General features: G+C 72.7%; 10 protein-coding genes. 4 read left to right on the top strand and 6 right to left on the bottom strand.

Features of this window, described 5'->3' with window-relative positions; all coding sequences use genetic code 11:
• Positions 1 to 64 precede the first annotated feature (64 nt).
• Positions 65 to 1,297: a hypothetical protein gene (locus A8713_RS01330; RefSeq protein WP_159393060.1), complete on the top strand. Its 1,233-nt coding sequence runs from the start codon at positions 65 to 67 to the stop codon at positions 1,295 to 1,297.
• Between the two features lie 45 nt (positions 1,298 to 1,342).
• Here A8713_RS01330 and A8713_RS01325 read toward each other — a convergent pair whose 3' ends face one another.
• The 5 genes from A8713_RS01325 to A8713_RS01305 form a co-directional block, all read right to left on the bottom strand.
• Positions 1,343 to 2,359 (bottom strand): LacI family DNA-binding transcriptional regulator, encoded by a 1,017-nt coding sequence (locus A8713_RS01325; protein WP_018566194.1) that lies wholly within the window; start codon positions 2,357 to 2,359, stop codon positions 1,343 to 1,345.
• A 52-nt stretch (positions 2,360 to 2,411) separates the two neighbouring features.
• Complete coding sequence (locus A8713_RS01320; RefSeq protein ID WP_064531000.1) at positions 2,412 to 3,431, bottom strand: ABC transporter permease; 1,020 nt, start codon at positions 3,429 to 3,431, stop codon at positions 2,412 to 2,414.
• A complete protein-coding gene (locus A8713_RS01315; RefSeq protein ID WP_064530999.1) occupies positions 3,428 to 4,396 on the bottom strand; it encodes an ABC transporter permease in 969 nt (322 codons plus the stop codon). Before A8713_RS01315 ends, A8713_RS01320 begins: the two co-directional genes overlap by 4 nt.
• Positions 4,393 to 6,018, bottom strand: coding sequence for a sugar ABC transporter ATP-binding protein (locus A8713_RS01310; RefSeq protein ID WP_064530998.1), 1,626 nt, complete (start codon positions 6,016 to 6,018; stop codon positions 4,393 to 4,395). The genes A8713_RS01315 and A8713_RS01310 overlap by 4 nt, the downstream gene beginning before the upstream one ends.
• A gap of 91 nt (positions 6,019 to 6,109) precedes the next feature.
• The gene (locus A8713_RS01305) at positions 6,110 to 7,219 is read right to left on the bottom strand and encodes an ABC transporter substrate-binding protein (RefSeq protein WP_064530997.1); all 1,110 of its coding nucleotides are present in this window, start codon (positions 7,217 to 7,219) and stop codon (positions 6,110 to 6,112) included.
• Positions 7,220 to 7,922: 703 nt separating this feature from the next.
• Here A8713_RS01305 and A8713_RS01300 point away from each other — a divergent pair.
• Complete coding sequence (locus A8713_RS01300; protein ID WP_064530996.1) at positions 7,923 to 10,397, top strand: beta-L-arabinofuranosidase domain-containing protein; 2,475 nt, start codon at positions 7,923 to 7,925, stop codon at positions 10,395 to 10,397.
• Between the two features lie 127 nt (positions 10,398 to 10,524).
• The gene (locus A8713_RS01295; RefSeq protein ID WP_237305280.1) at positions 10,525 to 13,176 is read left to right on the top strand and encodes a PA14 domain-containing protein; all 2,652 of its coding nucleotides are present in this window, start codon (positions 10,525 to 10,527) and stop codon (positions 13,174 to 13,176) included.
• Between the two features lie 74 nt (positions 13,177 to 13,250).
• On the opposite strand, the gene A8713_RS01290 is transcribed toward A8713_RS01295, so the two are convergent.
• Positions 13,251 to 14,741: a family 43 glycosylhydrolase gene (locus A8713_RS01290; protein ID WP_079158790.1), complete on the bottom strand. Its 1,491-nt coding sequence runs from the start codon at positions 14,739 to 14,741 to the stop codon at positions 13,251 to 13,253.
• 329 nt (positions 14,742 to 15,070) lie between these two features.
• On the opposite strand from A8713_RS01290, the gene A8713_RS01285 reads away from it, so the two are divergent.
• Positions 15,071 to 16,102 carry a LacI family DNA-binding transcriptional regulator gene (locus A8713_RS01285; RefSeq protein WP_064530994.1) on the top strand — a complete coding sequence of 344 codons (1,032 nt, stop codon included), beginning with the start codon at positions 15,071 to 15,073 and terminating at the stop codon, positions 16,100 to 16,102.
• Positions 16,103 to 16,129: the final 27 nt, after the last annotated feature.

Below are 16,129 nucleotides of genomic sequence, written 5' to 3'. Positions count from 1 at the left end.
ACCGGGCGCGAAGGCGGTTCCGGAACCGCCCGCGGCGGCCTCGGGAGCGGGCGGCACCCCTCGCGTGCGCACCGCGTCCGCGTCCTCATCCCCGTCATCGTCCGCATCCCTCGCCGAGCCCGAGCCCGAGCCTGAATCCGGTTCCGGGGCCAAGCCCGAGCCCGGCACCGGCACGGCCGCCTCTGCCACCGCCACCGCCACCGCCACGGCCGCCACGTCGGCCCCCCGGCTCTCCTGGCTGCGCGGTGCCGCCCGCACGGACACAGCCGGGGACGGGACCGGGACCGGGGGCGACGGCACACCGCCCTCCCGTATCTCCCGGCCCATGGTCGCCGCCGCGGCGCTCGGGGGAGTGGTGCTGCTCGCGGCACCGTTCGTCATCGGCGCCGCGAGCAGGGACGACGGCGGCAGCGCCGCCACGTCCGAACGCGCCGCCGGGTATTCGGGTCCCGGCCGGTCGCCGGACGGGTTCGTGCCGAGCGCCGAGGCCCCGCAGGGCAAGCCGGGCACGCCCGGCGGCTCCCGGTCCACCGCGCCCGGCCGCGCCCCGGCGGGAGGCACCGCGTCCGGTGGCAACGTGCCGGGCGGGGTGGTGCCGGACGGTGCCGTGTCCCCGTCCGGTGCCGTGGCCGACGGGAGCGGCGGCGGCGAACCGTCCGGCGCCGGGGCGGCGGGGAAGCCCGGCACGAACACCGCGAAGGGCGGCGGCACGGGCGGACAGCCCCGCCTCCCGGCCCAGCAGGACAAGCAGCCCGACACCGCGTACAAGGCCACGGCGGCGTACTCGGGCTACGGCGGCCCGCACTGCTCCTCCACGGGCGCCTCCTACACCGAGTACGGCGCCTCCAAGGCCGCCAACGACGACGACGAATGGACCACCCACACCGGGGGGTACGCGGGCAACGGCTGCTCCGGGCGCTTCCGTTCGCTCCCGATGAGCGGCGACTCAGGCGACAGCGTCAACAGCGCCCTGTGGGTGTTCCGGACCGGCGGCGTCACCCAGGGCACCTGCCATGTGAGCGTGTACGTCCCGGCCGACGGCGACATCCGGCACGTGGGCGGCGATCCGTCGTACTACACCCTGCACAACGGGTCGAGCGGGAGTGCCGCGGTGTTGTCCCGCGCCGAAGTCGACCAGGTCGCCCACCGCGGTCAGTGGGTGGCCCTGCCGTCCGTGAAGATCACCGGCGGAGTCCTCGCGGTGAAGCTGCACGACCGCGGCAAGGACTGGAACTCCAAGGGTTCCACGGACGCGCACCACGCGGTGGACGCCGTCCGCGCCGAGTGCGGCGCCTGACCGGGACCCGGCGGCCCCGGGCGGTGCCCCGCGCGGCCGCCCGGGTCAGGGACGGCGCTCGACCGTGGACTCCCGGACGACGAGTTCGAAGCCGGGCAGGATCCGGCGGGGGACCGGCGGGGTGCGCGCGGTGATGCGTTCCAGCACGCAGTCGACGGCGATCTGGGCGATGGCCTGCTTGTCGGGGGCGATGGTGGTCAGGGCGACGGCGGCGTAGCGGGCCTCCTCGATGTCGTCGAACCCGGCGACGGCGATGTCCTGGGGGACGCGCAGTCCGCGTTCGGCCAGGACGCGCAGGACACCGAGGGCGACCATGTCGTTGAAGGCGAACACGGCGTCGGGCCGCTCGCCGCGGTCGAGCAGGTCGGCCATGCCCGCCGCCCCGTCCTGGCGGTCGTAGCCGTCGGTGGCCACGACCAGCGCCTCCGGGGGTTTCATGCCCGCCGCTGTGTGCGCCTCCCGCCAGCCGCGCAGGCGCAGATGGGCCGGTTCGCGCGCGCTCTCGCGGCGGGCGCCGAGGAAGGCGATGCGGCGGCGCCCGGTGTCGATCAGATGCTGGACGGCGGCGCGCGCCGCCGCCACGTTGTCGATGGCGATGTGGTCGAAGGGCGCGCCGTACTCGCGCTCCCCGAGGAGGACCAGCGGTGAGGGGTCCGTGCGGGAGAGCAGGTCCTCCCGCTCCATCCGGATCGGGCTGAGGATGAGACCGTCGATGATCTGGGCGCGGAAGCCCTGGCAGACGAGGACCTCCTTCTCCCGCAGCCCCGCCGTGTGGTCGAGCAGGACGGTGTAGTCCTGTCGTGCGGCGGCGTCGATGACCGCCCCGGCCACCTCGGAGAAGTAGGGGTTGCCCAGTTCGGGCACGGCCAGCGCGATGATGCCGGTGCGGCCGTTGCGCAGATGACGGGCGACGAGGTTGGGCCGGTAGCCGAGTTCGTCGATGGCCCGCTGCACCCGGGCGCGGGTGCGCGGGGCCACATGGACATAGTTGTTCACGACGTTCGACACAGTCTTGACGGAAACCCCGGCGCGCTGTGCGACGTCCTTCAGGCTGACGCCCACGGAACTCCTTCGGTCGGACGGCCATGGGCCGGGCGGGCTCCGGTGCCGGCGGTCAGTCCGGCTGCCGGGCGCGGCTGAGCAGCGTCTGCGCCAGCACCACGACCGCCAGGAACCCGCCGTTGACCGTGTCGGTGAACGCGGAGCCGTACTGGGAGAAGTAGTGGTCGATCAGGTTGTGGATGACGGCAAGCACCAGGACTCCGCTGACCGTCCCGCCCACCGAGCCGCTGCCGCCGGTCAGCAGCGTGCCGCCGATCACCACCGAGGCGATGGCGGTGAGTTCGTAGCCGACGCCGATCGTGGTGACGCCCGATCCCAGGCGGGCGCTCCCCAGCGCGCCCGCGGTCGCGGCGAGGGTGGCGGACAGGACGTAGACGAGGACCTTGGCGCGGGCCACGGGCAGGCCCATCAGGGTGGCCGCGTTCTCGTTGCCGCCCATCGCGGTCACGGTGGAGCCGAAGCGGGTGCGGGTGAGCAGCAGGGCGCCGAGGACGAACAGCGCGGCGACGACGAGCACCGGCACCCAGGTGCCCTCGCCCAGCCGCCGGAAGGGCGACCCCGCGGGGACCAGATAGGTGGTGGCGCCCTCGTCGGTCAGCGCCTGCAACAGCCCGCGGGCGCCCAGCAGTCCGGCCAGGGTGACGATGAACGGCGCCATCCGGGCCCGGGTGACGAGCAGCCCCTGCACCGTGCCCCACACCGCGCCGACCGCCAGCGGCAGGGCGATGGCCAGCCAGGTCCCGCCGGCGTGCGCGCCGTAGGCGGCGACGACGCCGCCCAGCGCGTACACGGACCCCACGGACAGGTCGATGCCGCCGGTGAGGATGACGAAGGTCATGCCCAGGGCCAGCAGCCACACGAAGGAGTTGTTGCCGAGGATGCTGGAGATGTTCGACCAGGTCGGGAAGGTGGAGGAGGTCGCCGAGGCGATGGCCACCATCAGGACCAGCACGGCCAGCGCGCCCCGGCGCTGGATGTGGGAGGCCACGCGCTCGCGGAGCGCGGCGGGCCGCGCCGCGTCGGGCGCGGACCGCGGCGGCGGCGCGACGGGCCGCAGGGCGGACGGGCTCATCGGGTACCTCGCTCCTGTGAGGCGTAGACCGCGCAGCAGATGATGGCGGCCTCCACGAGCTGGGTGTAGGACGTGTGCACGTTGTGCTGGGTGAGTACGGCGGTGATGAGCTGCATGAACAGCGCGCCCGCCACCGTGCCGAGGACCCGGACCCGGCCGCCGGTCAGCGGGGTGCCCCCGACCACGACCGCGGTGATCGCGTTGAGTTCCATGTTGAGGCCCTGGTGGGCGGGGTCCGCCTCGGCGCCGTGGCCGACGATCATCGCGCCGGCGAGGGCCGCGAGGACGCCCGAGAGGACGTAGACGGTGACGAGTACGCGGCGTACCGGCAGCCCGGCCAGCTTGCTCGCCCGGCGGTTGTCGCCGATCGCGACCAACTGCCGCCCGAACGTGGTCCGGCGCACCAGCAGCGCGGTCAGTACGGCGCACGCGGCGGCGATCCACGCCATCAGGGGGACGCCGGCGAACCTGTCCGAGCCGAGGCTCAGCAGCCCGGCGTCCATGACGGGCTTGGCGGAGTTGCCGTTGACGAGTTCGGCGACGCCCCGCAGGCCGATCATGAGGGAGAGGGTGGCGACGATCGGCTGGATGCGGGCGAAGGCCACCATGGTGCCGCCGACCGCTCCCGAGACCGCGCCGAAGACCAGGGCGAGCAGTACCGCGAGCGGCGCGCCGTAGCCGAGGTAGAGGGGGACGACCGAGGCGGACAGGGCGATGACGGCGCCCACCGACAGGTCGACGCCCTCCGTCCCGATGACCAGGGCCATGCCGAGGGCGACGATCAGGGTCGGGGCGGCCTGGAAGAGCTGGATGCGGACGTTGCCCGCCGACAGGAAGGAGGTGTCCAGGGCGGCGGCCACGACGAACAGCACGACCAGCGCGGCGTAGACGCCGTACGCCTGGAGCAGCCGGGTCAGCCGGGCCCGGTCCCACCGGTTGGGGGCCGACCAGGTGGTGGGAGTCATCGGGGCTCCTCCTTGGTCACGGCGGAGCCCGATCCGGCTCCGGCGTCCGTATCGGGGGTGGTGCCGGTCGTGGCCGAGGTGGCGAGCGAGTCGAGCACGGACTGCTCGGTGACGTCCTCGCCCTGGAGGTGTCCGACGACCCGCCCGTCCTTGAGGACCACGATCCGGTCCGAGCCCTCGATCAGCTCCTCCAGGTCGGAGGAGATCAGCAGCACCCCGAGCCCCTGCCCGGCGAGTTCGTCGATGAGCGCCTGCACCTCCGCCTTGGCGCCCACGTCGATGCCCCGGGTCGGTTCGTCCAGGAGCAGCACCTCGGGATCCAGGCACAGCCAGCGGGCCAGGAGCACCTTCTGCTGGTTGCCGCCCGAGAGGTCGCTGACCTTCTGGTCGGGGCCGGACGCCTTGATGCGCAGCCGGTCCATGAAGAAGCGGACGACCTCGTCCTGCTTGGCCTGCGAGACCACCCCGGCGCGGGCCAGCCGGGGCAGCAGGGCCAGGGAGATGTTCTCCCGCACGGACAGGTTGGGCAGGATGCCCTCGGTCTTGCGGTCCTCGGCGAGCATGACGACACCCGCCTTGATGGCGGCGGCCGGGCTGCGCCGGGCCAGCGGTCTCCCGCCCACCTCGACGGTGCCGCCGTCGGTGGCCAGGGCGCCGGTGATGGCCTGGGCGGTCTCGCTGCGTCCGGCGCCCAGCAGCCCGCCGAGCCCCACGACCTCGCCGCGGTGGATGTCCAGGCCGACCCCGTGCACCCGGTGCCGGACGGTCAGGTCCGCGGCCCGCAGCGCCGGCACGCCCTCGCGCCGGTCGTGCTGCTCGCCGCCGAACGCCGTGGCGCCCTTGGCCCGCACGGCGGACATCTCCCGGCCCAGCATCAGCGAGATCAGTTCGAGGCGTTCCAGTCCCGCCATGTCGCCGGTGTGCACGACCGCCCCGTCCCGCATCACGGTGACCCGGTCGCAGATGGCGTACAGCTCGTCGAGGCGGTGGCTGACGTAGACGACGGCGATGCCCTGCCGCTTGAGGTCGCGGATCACCGAGAAGAGGGTCTCCACCTCGCGCGGCTCCAGCGAGGAGGTCGGCTCGTCCATGACGACCACCCGGGCGTCGATCTGCACCGCGCGGGCCAGGGCCACCATCTGCTGGGCGCCCAGACCCAGGGAGCCCAGCGGCCGGGTGACGTCCACCTCCACGCCGTAGCGCCGCAGGGTCTCGGCGGCGAAGCGGTTCATGGCGCGTACGTCGACCAGGCCGAAGCGGCGCGGTTCGCGGCCCAGGCACAGATTGCGGGCCACCGACATCAGCGGGACGAGGTTGACCTCCTGGTAGATGGTCGAGACCCCGGCGGCCTGTGCCTCCAGCGGGTTGCGGAAGGCGCGTTCCTCGCCCGCGTACCGGATCACTCCGGCGTCGGGGCGGTACACGCCGGTCATCACCTTGATCAGCGTCGACTTTCCGGCGCCGTTCTCGCCGATGAGGGCGTGCACCTCACCGGGGCGCAGGCGGAAGTCCACCCCGCGCAGGGCGTGGACGCCCGCGAAGTTCTTGTCCACCCCGGCGACGTCCACGATCCAGTCGCTGCGAGGTGCCGGGTCCTGCTGGACCAACGTCGTCCTCCTCATGCGGGCTGCCGGGGCAGCCGCCGGTCCGCCGGGCCGGCCGGAACCACCGCGTCCCGGCCCCGGCCCGTTCCCTCCGTGCCGTCGCGTGGGCTCAGTACACGAGGCCCTGGTCGAGGGCCTGCTGGGCGTTGTCGTGCGTGAAGTGGCCGTCCTTGATGATGACCTTGGGCTGCACACCGGTGTCGCCGTAGAAGTCCTGGAGGGCCTGGAAGGCGAGCGGACCGAAGCGGGGGTTGGTCTCGATGTCGGCCACCATCTGGCCGGCGGCGACGTTCTTCACGGCCTGCTCGATACCGTCGATGGAGACGACCTTGATGTCCTTGCCGGGCGTCTTGCCGGCCGAGCGGACGGCCTGGATGGCGCCGAGTGCCATCTCGTCGTTCTCCGCGTACACCGCGTTGATGTCGGAGTGGGACTGGAGCAACTGCTCCATGACCTTCTGGCCGTCGGTCTGGGCGAAGTTGCCGGTCTGCGAGGCCACCACCTTCATCTTCGGGTACTTGGCCTCGACCTGGTCCTGGAAGCCCTTGGTCCGGTCGGTGGTGACGTTGTTGCCGGGGGTGCCGGTCAGGATGGCGACGTGCGCCTCGCCGCCGGTGGCTCCGGCGAGGTCGTCGGCCGCGATCTGCGCCTGGTGGTAGAAGTCCGAGCCGATGAAGGCCATGAAGTCCGTGCACGCGGTGCCGCCGACCGTGCGGTCGATGGTGAGCACGGGGATCTTGGCGGACTTCGCCTTGGCCAGGGCCGGGCCGAGCCCGTCGGAGTTCTCCGGGGCGACGATCAGGGCCTTGGCGCCCTGCGCGATCATGTCCTCGATCTGCGAGTTCTGCGCGTTGACATCGGCGTTGGCGTTGCGCTGGATGAGCTTGACGCCGAGCTTCTTCGCCTGCTGCTCGATGCTCTTGGTCTCGGTCGCGCGGAACGGATTGCTGGTCGACTCCGACTGCGAGAAACCGACGACCGTCTTGCCGTCGGTGAGGTCGAGCCTGGGCACACCGCCGTTGTACGTCTTGTACGTGCAGCCGGGGCCCTTCGCGGCCGGTGAGGCGACCTGCTGCGAGGCCGCGGCGTTGTCGTTCGCCGCCGCGGAGGAGGAGCCGCCGCCGGAGTCGGACGAGCCGGACTTGGTGCATCCGGTGGCGGCCAGACACAGCCCGGCGGCCAGCACTGCGGCAGTGAGGGTCTTGGCTTGAACGTTCACGCGCCGATCACATCCTCAACGGGGTGGACGAAGGGGCGGGGCGGAGAAGAGCAGGGGCCGCCCTGGGCCCTCGCAGGGCGAAGGCAGAACCGACAGGCGGGCTTTGCAACGTTGTAGACATTGCGGGAACGCCGAAGCGGATGTCAACCCGCTGTAAAGAACTCCTCGTCGGAGGTGACGGCGGCGCCGGACGGCGGCCGGGCGGACGCTCCGGCGGCCCTCCCGGCGGCCGAACGCACCCCTCGCGAAGCGGCCAACTCCCCTGTGATCAGCGGGAACTGTCGCGCAATCGGCATGCCGGACAGCGCTGCCACGGCAATCGCGTACGAGGGGTGGACACCCGGAACGGCGCTGTGCTGTCATGTGGCTGCTCGCGTTTACAACGTTGTCAGGCGCCTGTCGCAGCCGAGGTGCCGCCACCGCGTCGGGGTGAGGCGGACCGAGGCGCTGCGGCGTTCCGGCCGGACGCCTCCGGGCCGCGCCGCGACCTCCTCCGGGGTCCGCGCGCCAGGCCGGCCACCGGCATGTGACGTCGCGTCAGACAGCTCCACGGCACAACGATCCGGCCAGCGCGCCCCCCACCTTCAAGACCCCGCCTCAGGCCCCACGCCCCACGGCCCTCCCTCACCCAAGGCCCCTGCCCCCACAACCCCCGCCCAGCCCGCACCCGTTGGACACGGTCCTCGAACAGGAAGGGCAGCCCATGGAACGCCGTACGTTCCTGACCGGCTCCATGTCCGCCGCCGGCGCCGCAGCCCTGGCCGGCGCCCCCTCGACCGCCCACGCCTCCGCCGACACCTCCGCCCACGCCTCGGCCCCGCCGAGCCCGGCCGGGCCGACCGCCGCCGCCCGCCCCCACTACACCGCCAACCGGGCCCCGCTGCGGCCGGAGCCGTTCCTGCGGCTGCCGCCCGGCAGCATCACGCCCAAGGGATGGCTGCGCGCCCAGCTCGACCTGCAACTGGACGGACTGAACGGGCGCATGCCCGAGGTGTCCGACTACCTCGACGAGCGGACCAGCGGCTGGTCCGTCGCCGACCGCGACGGCTGGGAGGAACTGCCCTACTGGCTGCGGGGGTTCGGCGACCTCGGCTATGTCACCCAGGACAGCCGGGTGCTGGAGACCACCCGCGCCTGGATCGACCGCATCCTCGCCACCCGGCAGCCCGACGGCTTCTTCGGCCCCGCCCGCCTGCGCACCGCCCTCGGCGGCGGCCCGGACTTCTGGCCGTACATGCCGGTCCTGGACGCGCTGCGCACCTGGCACGAGTACAGCGGCGACGACCGGGTCGTACCGGCCCTGACCGGCTGGCTGAAGTACCTCCACACCCAGCCCGGCACCCTCTTCGGACAGGGCTGGGGCGCGGCCCGCGTCGGCGACACCATCGACACCGCCTACTGGCTCTACAACCGCACCGGCGACGACTGGCTGCTCGACCTGGTGCGCACCATGCACACCCACAGCGCCGACTACACGCACACCATCCCGACCTGGCACAACGTCAACCTCGCCCAGGGCTTCCGGGAACCCGCCCAGTACGGGGTGCTGGCCGGCGACGACTCCTTCCTCGGCGCCACCCACCGGGTGTACGACACCGTCATGGCCCGCTACGGCCAGTTCCCCGGCGGCGGTTTCGCCGCGGACGAGAACGCCCGCCCCGGCTACCACGACCCGCGCCAGGGCTTCGAGACCTGCGGCATCGTCGAGTTCATGCACAGCCACCAGTTGCTCGCCCGGATCACGGGGGACACCGTGTGGGCCGACCGCTGCGAGGACCTGGCCCTCAACATGCTGCCCGCCGCCTTCGACCCGCGGCAGAAGGGCACCCACTACGTCACCGCCGCCAACAGCGTCCAGCTGGACAACGTTGCCAAGTCGCACGGCCAGTTCGACAACGACTTCGCCATGCAGGCGTACCGGCCCGGCGTCCACGACTACCGCTGCTGCCCGCACAACTACGGCATGGGCTGGCCCTACTACGCCGAGGAGATGTGGCTGGCGAGCCTCGACGGCGGCCTGTGCGCCTCCCTGTACGGCGAGTCCACCGTGCGCGCGAAGGTGGGCGACGGCACCACCGTGACCGTGACCGAGCAGACCGGGTACCCCTTCGACGACACCGTCACCCTCACCGTGTCCGCGCCGCACGCCGTCACCTTCCCGCTCCACCTCAGGGTGCCGGGCTGGTGCCGCGAGCCCTCCGTCCGGCTGGCCGGGCGGCCCGTGCCGGTCCGGCGCAGCGGCGGCCACCTCGTCGTGGACCGGCGCTGGCACGACGGCGACCGGCTCGTGCTGCGGCTGCCCATGCGCACCCGGGTGCGCACCTGGCACGGCAGCGCCGGCGCCGTCTCCGTCCACCACGGCCCGCTCACCTACTCCCTGCGCATCGAGGAGGAGTGGCGCCGCACCGGCGGCAGCGACGCCTGGCCGGAGTACGAGGTACGGCCCCGCTCGCCGTGGAACTACGCCCTGGAGCTGGACGCCCGCGACCCCGCCCGGTCCTTCGCCGTGGAACGCACCCGCGCCCGCGCCGCCAACCCCTTCACCCACTCCGGCACCCCCGTGCTCCTGCGGGCCAAGGGCCGCCGCCTGGACGGCTGGACGCGCGACGACCAGGACGTCGTGGCCCCGCTCCAGCAGAGTCCCGCCCGCACCACCCGGCCCGTCGAACACCTCACCCTGGTCCCGGCCGCCGCCGCCCGGCTGCGCGTCACCGCCTTCCCGACCGCCGCCGCCAGGGGCAGGGCGAAGGAATGGGCCGCCGTCACGGCCTCCTTCAGCGGCGTCGACAGCCCGCAGGCCCTGCTCATGAACGCGGATGTCGAACCGTCCGGCTCCTACGACCAGTCGGTGCCGCGCTTCACCTGGTGGGACCGGACCGGCACCGAGGAGTGGATCCGGTACGACTACGCCGAACCGGTCCGCGTCGGCGCGGTGGCCGTGTACTGGTACGACGACACCGGCCACGGCGCCTGCCGCGTCCCGGAGTCCTGGCGCCTGGAACACCGCGGCACCGACGGCGCGTGGCGGCCCCTCGGCGAGGGCGCCGCCCACGGCACCGCCACCGACCGCTTCAACCGGCTCTCCTTCCCGGCGGTCACCACCACCGCCCTGCGCATCACGGCGCACCTGAAGACCGGGTTCTCCGGCGGCCTGCTGGCCTGGCGCACCGAGTCCTGAGGACCGGGCGCCGGGCCGCCGCAGAACCCCGGGCCCGCCACGGACGGCAGCACACCGCACGGCCGTACCGCCGCACAGCCGTCCGGCGGGGGCCCCTCCCACCGCACCGACGAAAGGTGAAACTCCTTTGAGTCCCGGAAGAATGACCCCCGGCAGCACCCGCACCCCCGCCACCCGGCGACTGGCCGCCCTGGCACCGCTGCTCCTGGGCGCCGCCCTGCTGACCCCGGCCTCCCTCGCCCAGGCGGAGTCCGCCACCGCGTCCGCCGCCGCCCCCGCGCAGGGGCTGCGCAGCGACTGCTACCTCAGCTCCGACAGCACCTCACTGGACTTCGCCACCTACACCAGCACCGGGATCCAGCCCTCCCTGAACGTCAAGGACCTCATCCCCACGCTGCGCGGCTGCGCCGGGTCCACCCTGAACGTCGCCGCGCACTGGACGGGCACCCTGGACGTGCCCGCCGGGGGCGCGTACACGTTCTACATCAAGGGCGACAACGGCTTCCGCCTGTCGCTCGACGGCGCGAGCGTCATCGACCACTGGACGACCGACTGGGACGTGCCCACCCAGTCCCAGCCCGTCACCCTGACCGCCGGGCGGCACCAGCTCGCCTTCGACTACAACCAGGGCAACGGCGGCGCCTACATCCAGACCGAGTGGTCCGGCCCCGGCTTCGACCGGCAGCCCGTCCCGGACTCCGCGCTGCACGTCCCGGACGACTACGCGCCCCTCGACCTGGCGAGCACCGTGGACACCACCGGCCGCAAGGCCGTGGTCCGGCTGCCCGGCCGGGTGGACGCGCTGCCCGCGGACCTGACGAAGCACCTGTCGGTGATCGCCGGGGGACAGCGCTGGACACCGGCCGTGGCAACCGACCCGCACGACCGCTCGGCGCTGGTCCTCACCGCCGCCGCCAAGGACACCCCCGCGGCCATGAAGTCCGACGTCCGGATCAGCTACGACGGCAAGGGCGGTCTGAACACCTCCGCCGGTCCGCTGGGCGTCTTCTCCAGCCTGGCCCGGAACAACTCCACCTGGTACTTCGCCACCCAGTGGGCCAAGGACGTCTCCCCGTCCAACGCGCTGCCCGACTACCCGCGCCCGCAGCAGACCCGCGGGCAGTGGGCCAACCTCAACGGCACCTGGCAGTTCCAGGCCACCGCGCAGGACGCGCCGCTGCCCCGGGGCAGGCTCAGCGGGAAGATCCTCGTGCCCTACCCGATGGAGGCGCCGCTGTCCGGTGTCGCCGAGCACCACGACTGGTCGCTGTACCAGCGCACCTTCAAGGTCCCGGCCGGCTGGCGGGTCGGCTCGGGCAACCGGCTGCACCTGAACTTCGGCGCGGTCGACTACGAGGCGTGGGTGTACGTCAACGGCAAGCAGGTGGCCCACCACACCGGCGGCTACGAGGCGTTCACCGCCGACATCACCGACGCGGTCACCCGCCACGGCGACCAGAGCGTACTGCTCAAGATCAAGGACACCACCGACGCCACCCAGCAGGCGACCGGCAAGCAGTCCCGCGACCCCAGCGGCATCTGGTACACCCCCACCTCCGGCATCTGGCAGACGGTGTGGATGGAACCGGTGCCCGAGAAGAGCGTCGACTCGCTCGTGCTGACCCCGGACGTGAAGAGCGGCACCGTGTCGGTCACCGTGCGCCCGAGCGCGGGCACCGGGCGCACCGCCCGGGTCACCGCCACCGCGTACGACGGCCACCGGCGCGTCGGCTCGGTCTCCGGCCGCGCCGGCACCGCCCTCACGCTGCGTGTCCCGCACGCCAAGCTGTGGAGCCCGGACAGCCCGTTCCTCTACGACCTGAAGGTCACCCTGGACGACGGCCGCTCGCACGACAGCGTCGGCTCGTACTTCGGGATGCGGTCGGTCTCGATCGCCAAGGCCGGCGGCGTCAACAAGATCGAGCTGAACGGCAGGCCCACCTTCCTGCTGGCCACCCTCGACCAGGGATTCTGGCCCGACGGCATCTACACCGCCCCGACGGACGCGGCGCTCAGGTCCGACCTCCAGCTGCACAAGCAGCTCGGGTTCAACACCGTACGCAAGCACATCAAGGTGGAACCGGCCCGCTGGTACTACTGGGCCGACCGGCTCGGCCTGCTGGTCTGGCAGGACATGCCCAGCCGCAACACCGACAAGGCGAGCGCCGCGAGCAACGCGGAGTTCGGCAAGGAGGTGCACGAGATCGTCGACCAGCACATCAGCAGCCCCTCCGTGGTCATGTGGACGATGATGAACGAGGGCTGGGGCGAGCAGAGCAAGCAGTCCACCGGTGAACTCGCCGACGCCGTCAAGCGCCAGGACCCCGCGCGCCTGGTCGACGCCCACTCGGGTGTCAACTGCTGCGCCTCCAAGGGCGATTCCGGCCGCGGTGACGTGATCGACCACCACCTCTACCACGGACCGGCCAACCCGGCGCCGGACGCCACCCGGGCCGCCGTCGACGGAGAGCACGGCGGGTACTCGCTCACCGTCCCCGGCCACATCGCCGGGGTCGCGGGCGGCCAGGACTACGGTGACGGCCCCGCCGACATCGCCGAGATGACCAGGACGTACGTGGAGAACACGAGTCAGATGATCCCCAACGCGAGCGCCGGACTGTCCGGTTCGGTCTTCACCCAGATCAGCGACGTCGAAGGTGAGCTCAACGGTCTGATCACCTACGACCGGGCCGTCCTGAAGGTCTACCCCGACCAGGTCAGGGACATCAACCGCCGGCTGATCGCGGCCGGGGCCGCGGCGGGCGGCACCGCCCGCTGACAGCGGCGGGGACAGCGGCAGGACAGCAGGGTGCGGGACCGGTCACCGGTCCCGCACCCCTCGTCGTGCCGTGCTCAGTTCACATAGACCTCCGCCCGGTCGATGCTCACGAAGGACGCCTGGGACTGCCCGTCGTGCTCACCCGTGACCCGCACCCGCAGTGTGTGCCGGCCGGAGGGCAGCCGCGGACTGAGGTACTGGAGGGTCTCCCCGGTGCGGATCGCGCCGTAGTAGTCCAGCCGTTGCTCGGGACCGCCGTCGATGCTCAGCGCCGCGTAGCCGTTGCCCGTGTCCCGTACGGACAGCAGCGCGATCCGGGTGCCGGTGAAGGTGAACGTGGCGGTGTTCTGCGCCCGGTCGCTCCAGTGGTCGTCGCCCCAGAAACACTGCACGGCGCAGCCGGACCCCGAGTTCCAGGCGCCGGTGTAGGCGACGCTCCCGGGACCGTTCGAACGGCCGTCGTCGTTGATCCAGTAGGCGCCCGGACCCGGGTCGCCGGACGGCAGGTCCTGGGTGGCGCCGGTGGCGAGCGGCACGCCGAGGTCGGGGCTGCCGTCCGCGTGCCAGGTGATGCGCTGCGCCCGGGTGGTGCGGTCGCCGTAGGTGTAGGCCGAGGTGGTCTTGGCGTGGTAGACGATCCAGTCCTCGGTGCCGTCCGGCGAGCGGAAGAAGGCGTGGTGCCCGGGGCCGTACACCCCGTGGGCGTCGGCGCGGGAGAAGACCGGGCCCTGGTGCTGCGTCCAGTTGCCGGGCACCAGCGGATCGGCGCCGGACGGCAGCGACATCATCCACACCTGGTAGTCGGGCTTGCCCGTGTCGCAGGTCGAATACGTCATCCAGGTGCGGCCGTTGCGGTACAGGAACTCCGGGCCTTCCCGGACCTCCGGGCAGCCGCCGGCGCCGTTGATCGCGATGGCGTCGCCCGAGACGGTGTACGGGTTCGACAGCGGCGCGATGTTGAGACCGTTGTGCTGGTACGCGTTGATGCCGCTGTAGGCCAGGTAGAGACGGCCGTTGTGCTGGAGGATGCCCGGATCGATGGCGAAGTCGGAGGCGTGGTTGGGCGGCGCCAGCTTCGCCTTGAAGTGGTACGGCCCGGCCGGGTCGTCCCGGTCGGACTCCGCGACGTAGATCCGGTGGTGGTCGTCGGTGCCGTCGTCGGCGGTGTAGTACAGGTACCAGCGGCCGTCGAAGCGGTAGAACTCCGGCGCCCAGATGTCCCGGTCGCGGGAGGCGTCCGGGTCGGTCCAGACGGTGACCGGGTCGGCGGTCAGCAGGGTGCTCAGGGACGGCGAGCGCCACATGCGGACGCTGCCGCCCTGGGTGGTGGTGAGGTAGTAGTTCCCGTTCCAGTACGTCATGAACGGGTCGGGGCCGGTGTTGAGCGGGTTGCGGAACGTGCCCGCGGCGGCGGCGCGCCCGGCCGTCGCCGCGGCGGCGGGGTGCACCGCGCCCGTCCCGGCCAGCAGCAGTCCGAGTACGGCCAGCAGGCCGAGCAGGCGCAGGCGGAGTGTGCGCCGGTGCCGGTGTGGGGGAGGCGGTGTCCGGTGGAGTCGTGTGCGCATGGGGGGCTCCTTCTCGGGGACCGTGGTGCGCGGAGCGCGAAGGCGCTTTTCATCGTTGCAATGTCGACGGTGCGCCACCGTAGGACGGTGCTGAAAGGCCGTCAAGGCAGCGTGGCGGCCGGTCGGCGGGCCGGGGCGAGGCGGCCCCGGCGCACGGGCGGGGTGTTTTCGCTGGACATGGCTTGCCAGAGCGGAGCCCGGCCCCGTATAACGTTGGAAATCCGGTACCGGGCCGGCCCGCCGGACGGCCGGTGCGCCGGGCCCGGCTGTCGGGCGGGGGCGGGGTGGCCGTCGGCCCGGGGGCCCTGCCCCGGACGGGGAGGAACAGCGTGCGGGTGAGCCTGAAGGACGTCGCGTCGCACGCGGGTGTCTCCATCAAGACCGTCTCCAACGTGGTCAACGACCATCCGCACGTCAGCCCGGCGATGCGGGCACGGGTGCAGAAGTCCATCGACGAACTCGGCTACCGCCCCAACCTCACCGCCCGGCATCTGCGCAAGGGCAGGACCGGGATCGTCGCCCTCGCCCTGCCCGAACTGGGCAACCCCTACTTCGCCGAACTGGCCGCCGAGGTGGTCGACGCGGCCGCCGCGCACGACTACACCGTCCTGCTCGACCACACCGGCGGGCGGCGCGACCAGGAGGCCCTGGTCAGCCAGGGCTTCCGGGCCAGGGTGATCGACGGGCTGATCCTGAGCCCCATCGAGCTGGAGGCCGAGGACCTGCGCGCGCGGGCCGAGCCGGTCCCGCTGGTGCTGCTCGGCGAGCGCGAGTACGACCTGCCCTACGACCACATCGCCATCGACAACGTCGCGGCCGCCCGCGAGGCGGTGCGGCACCTCATCTCGCTCGGGCGGCGCGACATCGCGTTCCTGGGCGCGCGGCGCGGCCGCAGCCAGCCCGCCCATCTGCGGCTGCGCGGCTGGCGTGAGGCGCTGGACGCGGCCGGACTCGTCGCCGACCACCGGCTGGTGGCGGCCACCGACGGCTGGGGGCACGCCGACGGGGCGGCGGCCATGGCCCGGCTGCTGGACGCCGGGCACCGGCCCGACGCGGTGTTCGCCTACAACGACCCCATCGCCATCGGCGCCATGCGCGTCCTGGCCGAACGCGGGCTGCGCGTCCCCGAGGACGTCGCCGTGGTCGGCTTCGACGACGTGGTCGAGGGCCGGTTCGGCGCCGTCACCCTCACCTCGGTCTCACCCGACAAGGCGTCCATCGCCAGGATGGCGGTGGAGTCGGTGCTGTCCCAACTGGACGGCGCGCCCCGGGGAGAGGCCCGCCGGATCCACGCCGGCTACCGCCTGGTCCGCCGGGAGAGCACCCTCGGGTCGGACGCCCCGCCACCCACTCCGGCCTGACCCGCCGTAGAGCGGAGCTGTCAGCTG

The sequence above is a fragment of the Streptomyces sp. SAT1 genome, from assembly GCF_001654495.1.
Lineage (GTDB): Bacteria > Actinomycetota > Actinomycetes > Streptomycetales > Streptomycetaceae > Streptomyces > Streptomyces andamanensis.
This window is presented reverse-complemented; position numbering and strand designations above follow the sequence as displayed.

Coding starts and splice junctions, on each gene's coding strand:
- A8713_RS01290 (WP_079158790.1), bottom strand. CDS start 14,741: ATGCGCACACGACTCCACCGGACACCGCCTCCCCCACACCGGCACCGG.
- A8713_RS01315 (WP_064530999.1), bottom strand. CDS start 4,396: ATGACTCCCACCACCTGGTCGGCCCCCAACCGGTGGGACCGGGCCCGG.
- A8713_RS01310 (WP_064530998.1), bottom strand. CDS start 6,018: ATGAGGAGGACGACGTTGGTCCAGCAGGACCCGGCACCTCGCAGCGAC.
- A8713_RS01320 (WP_064531000.1), bottom strand. CDS start 3,431: ATGAGCCCGTCCGCCCTGCGGCCCGTCGCGCCGCCGCCGCGGTCCGCG.
- A8713_RS01300 (WP_064530996.1), top strand. CDS start 7,923: ATGGAACGCCGTACGTTCCTGACCGGCTCCATGTCCGCCGCCGGCGCC.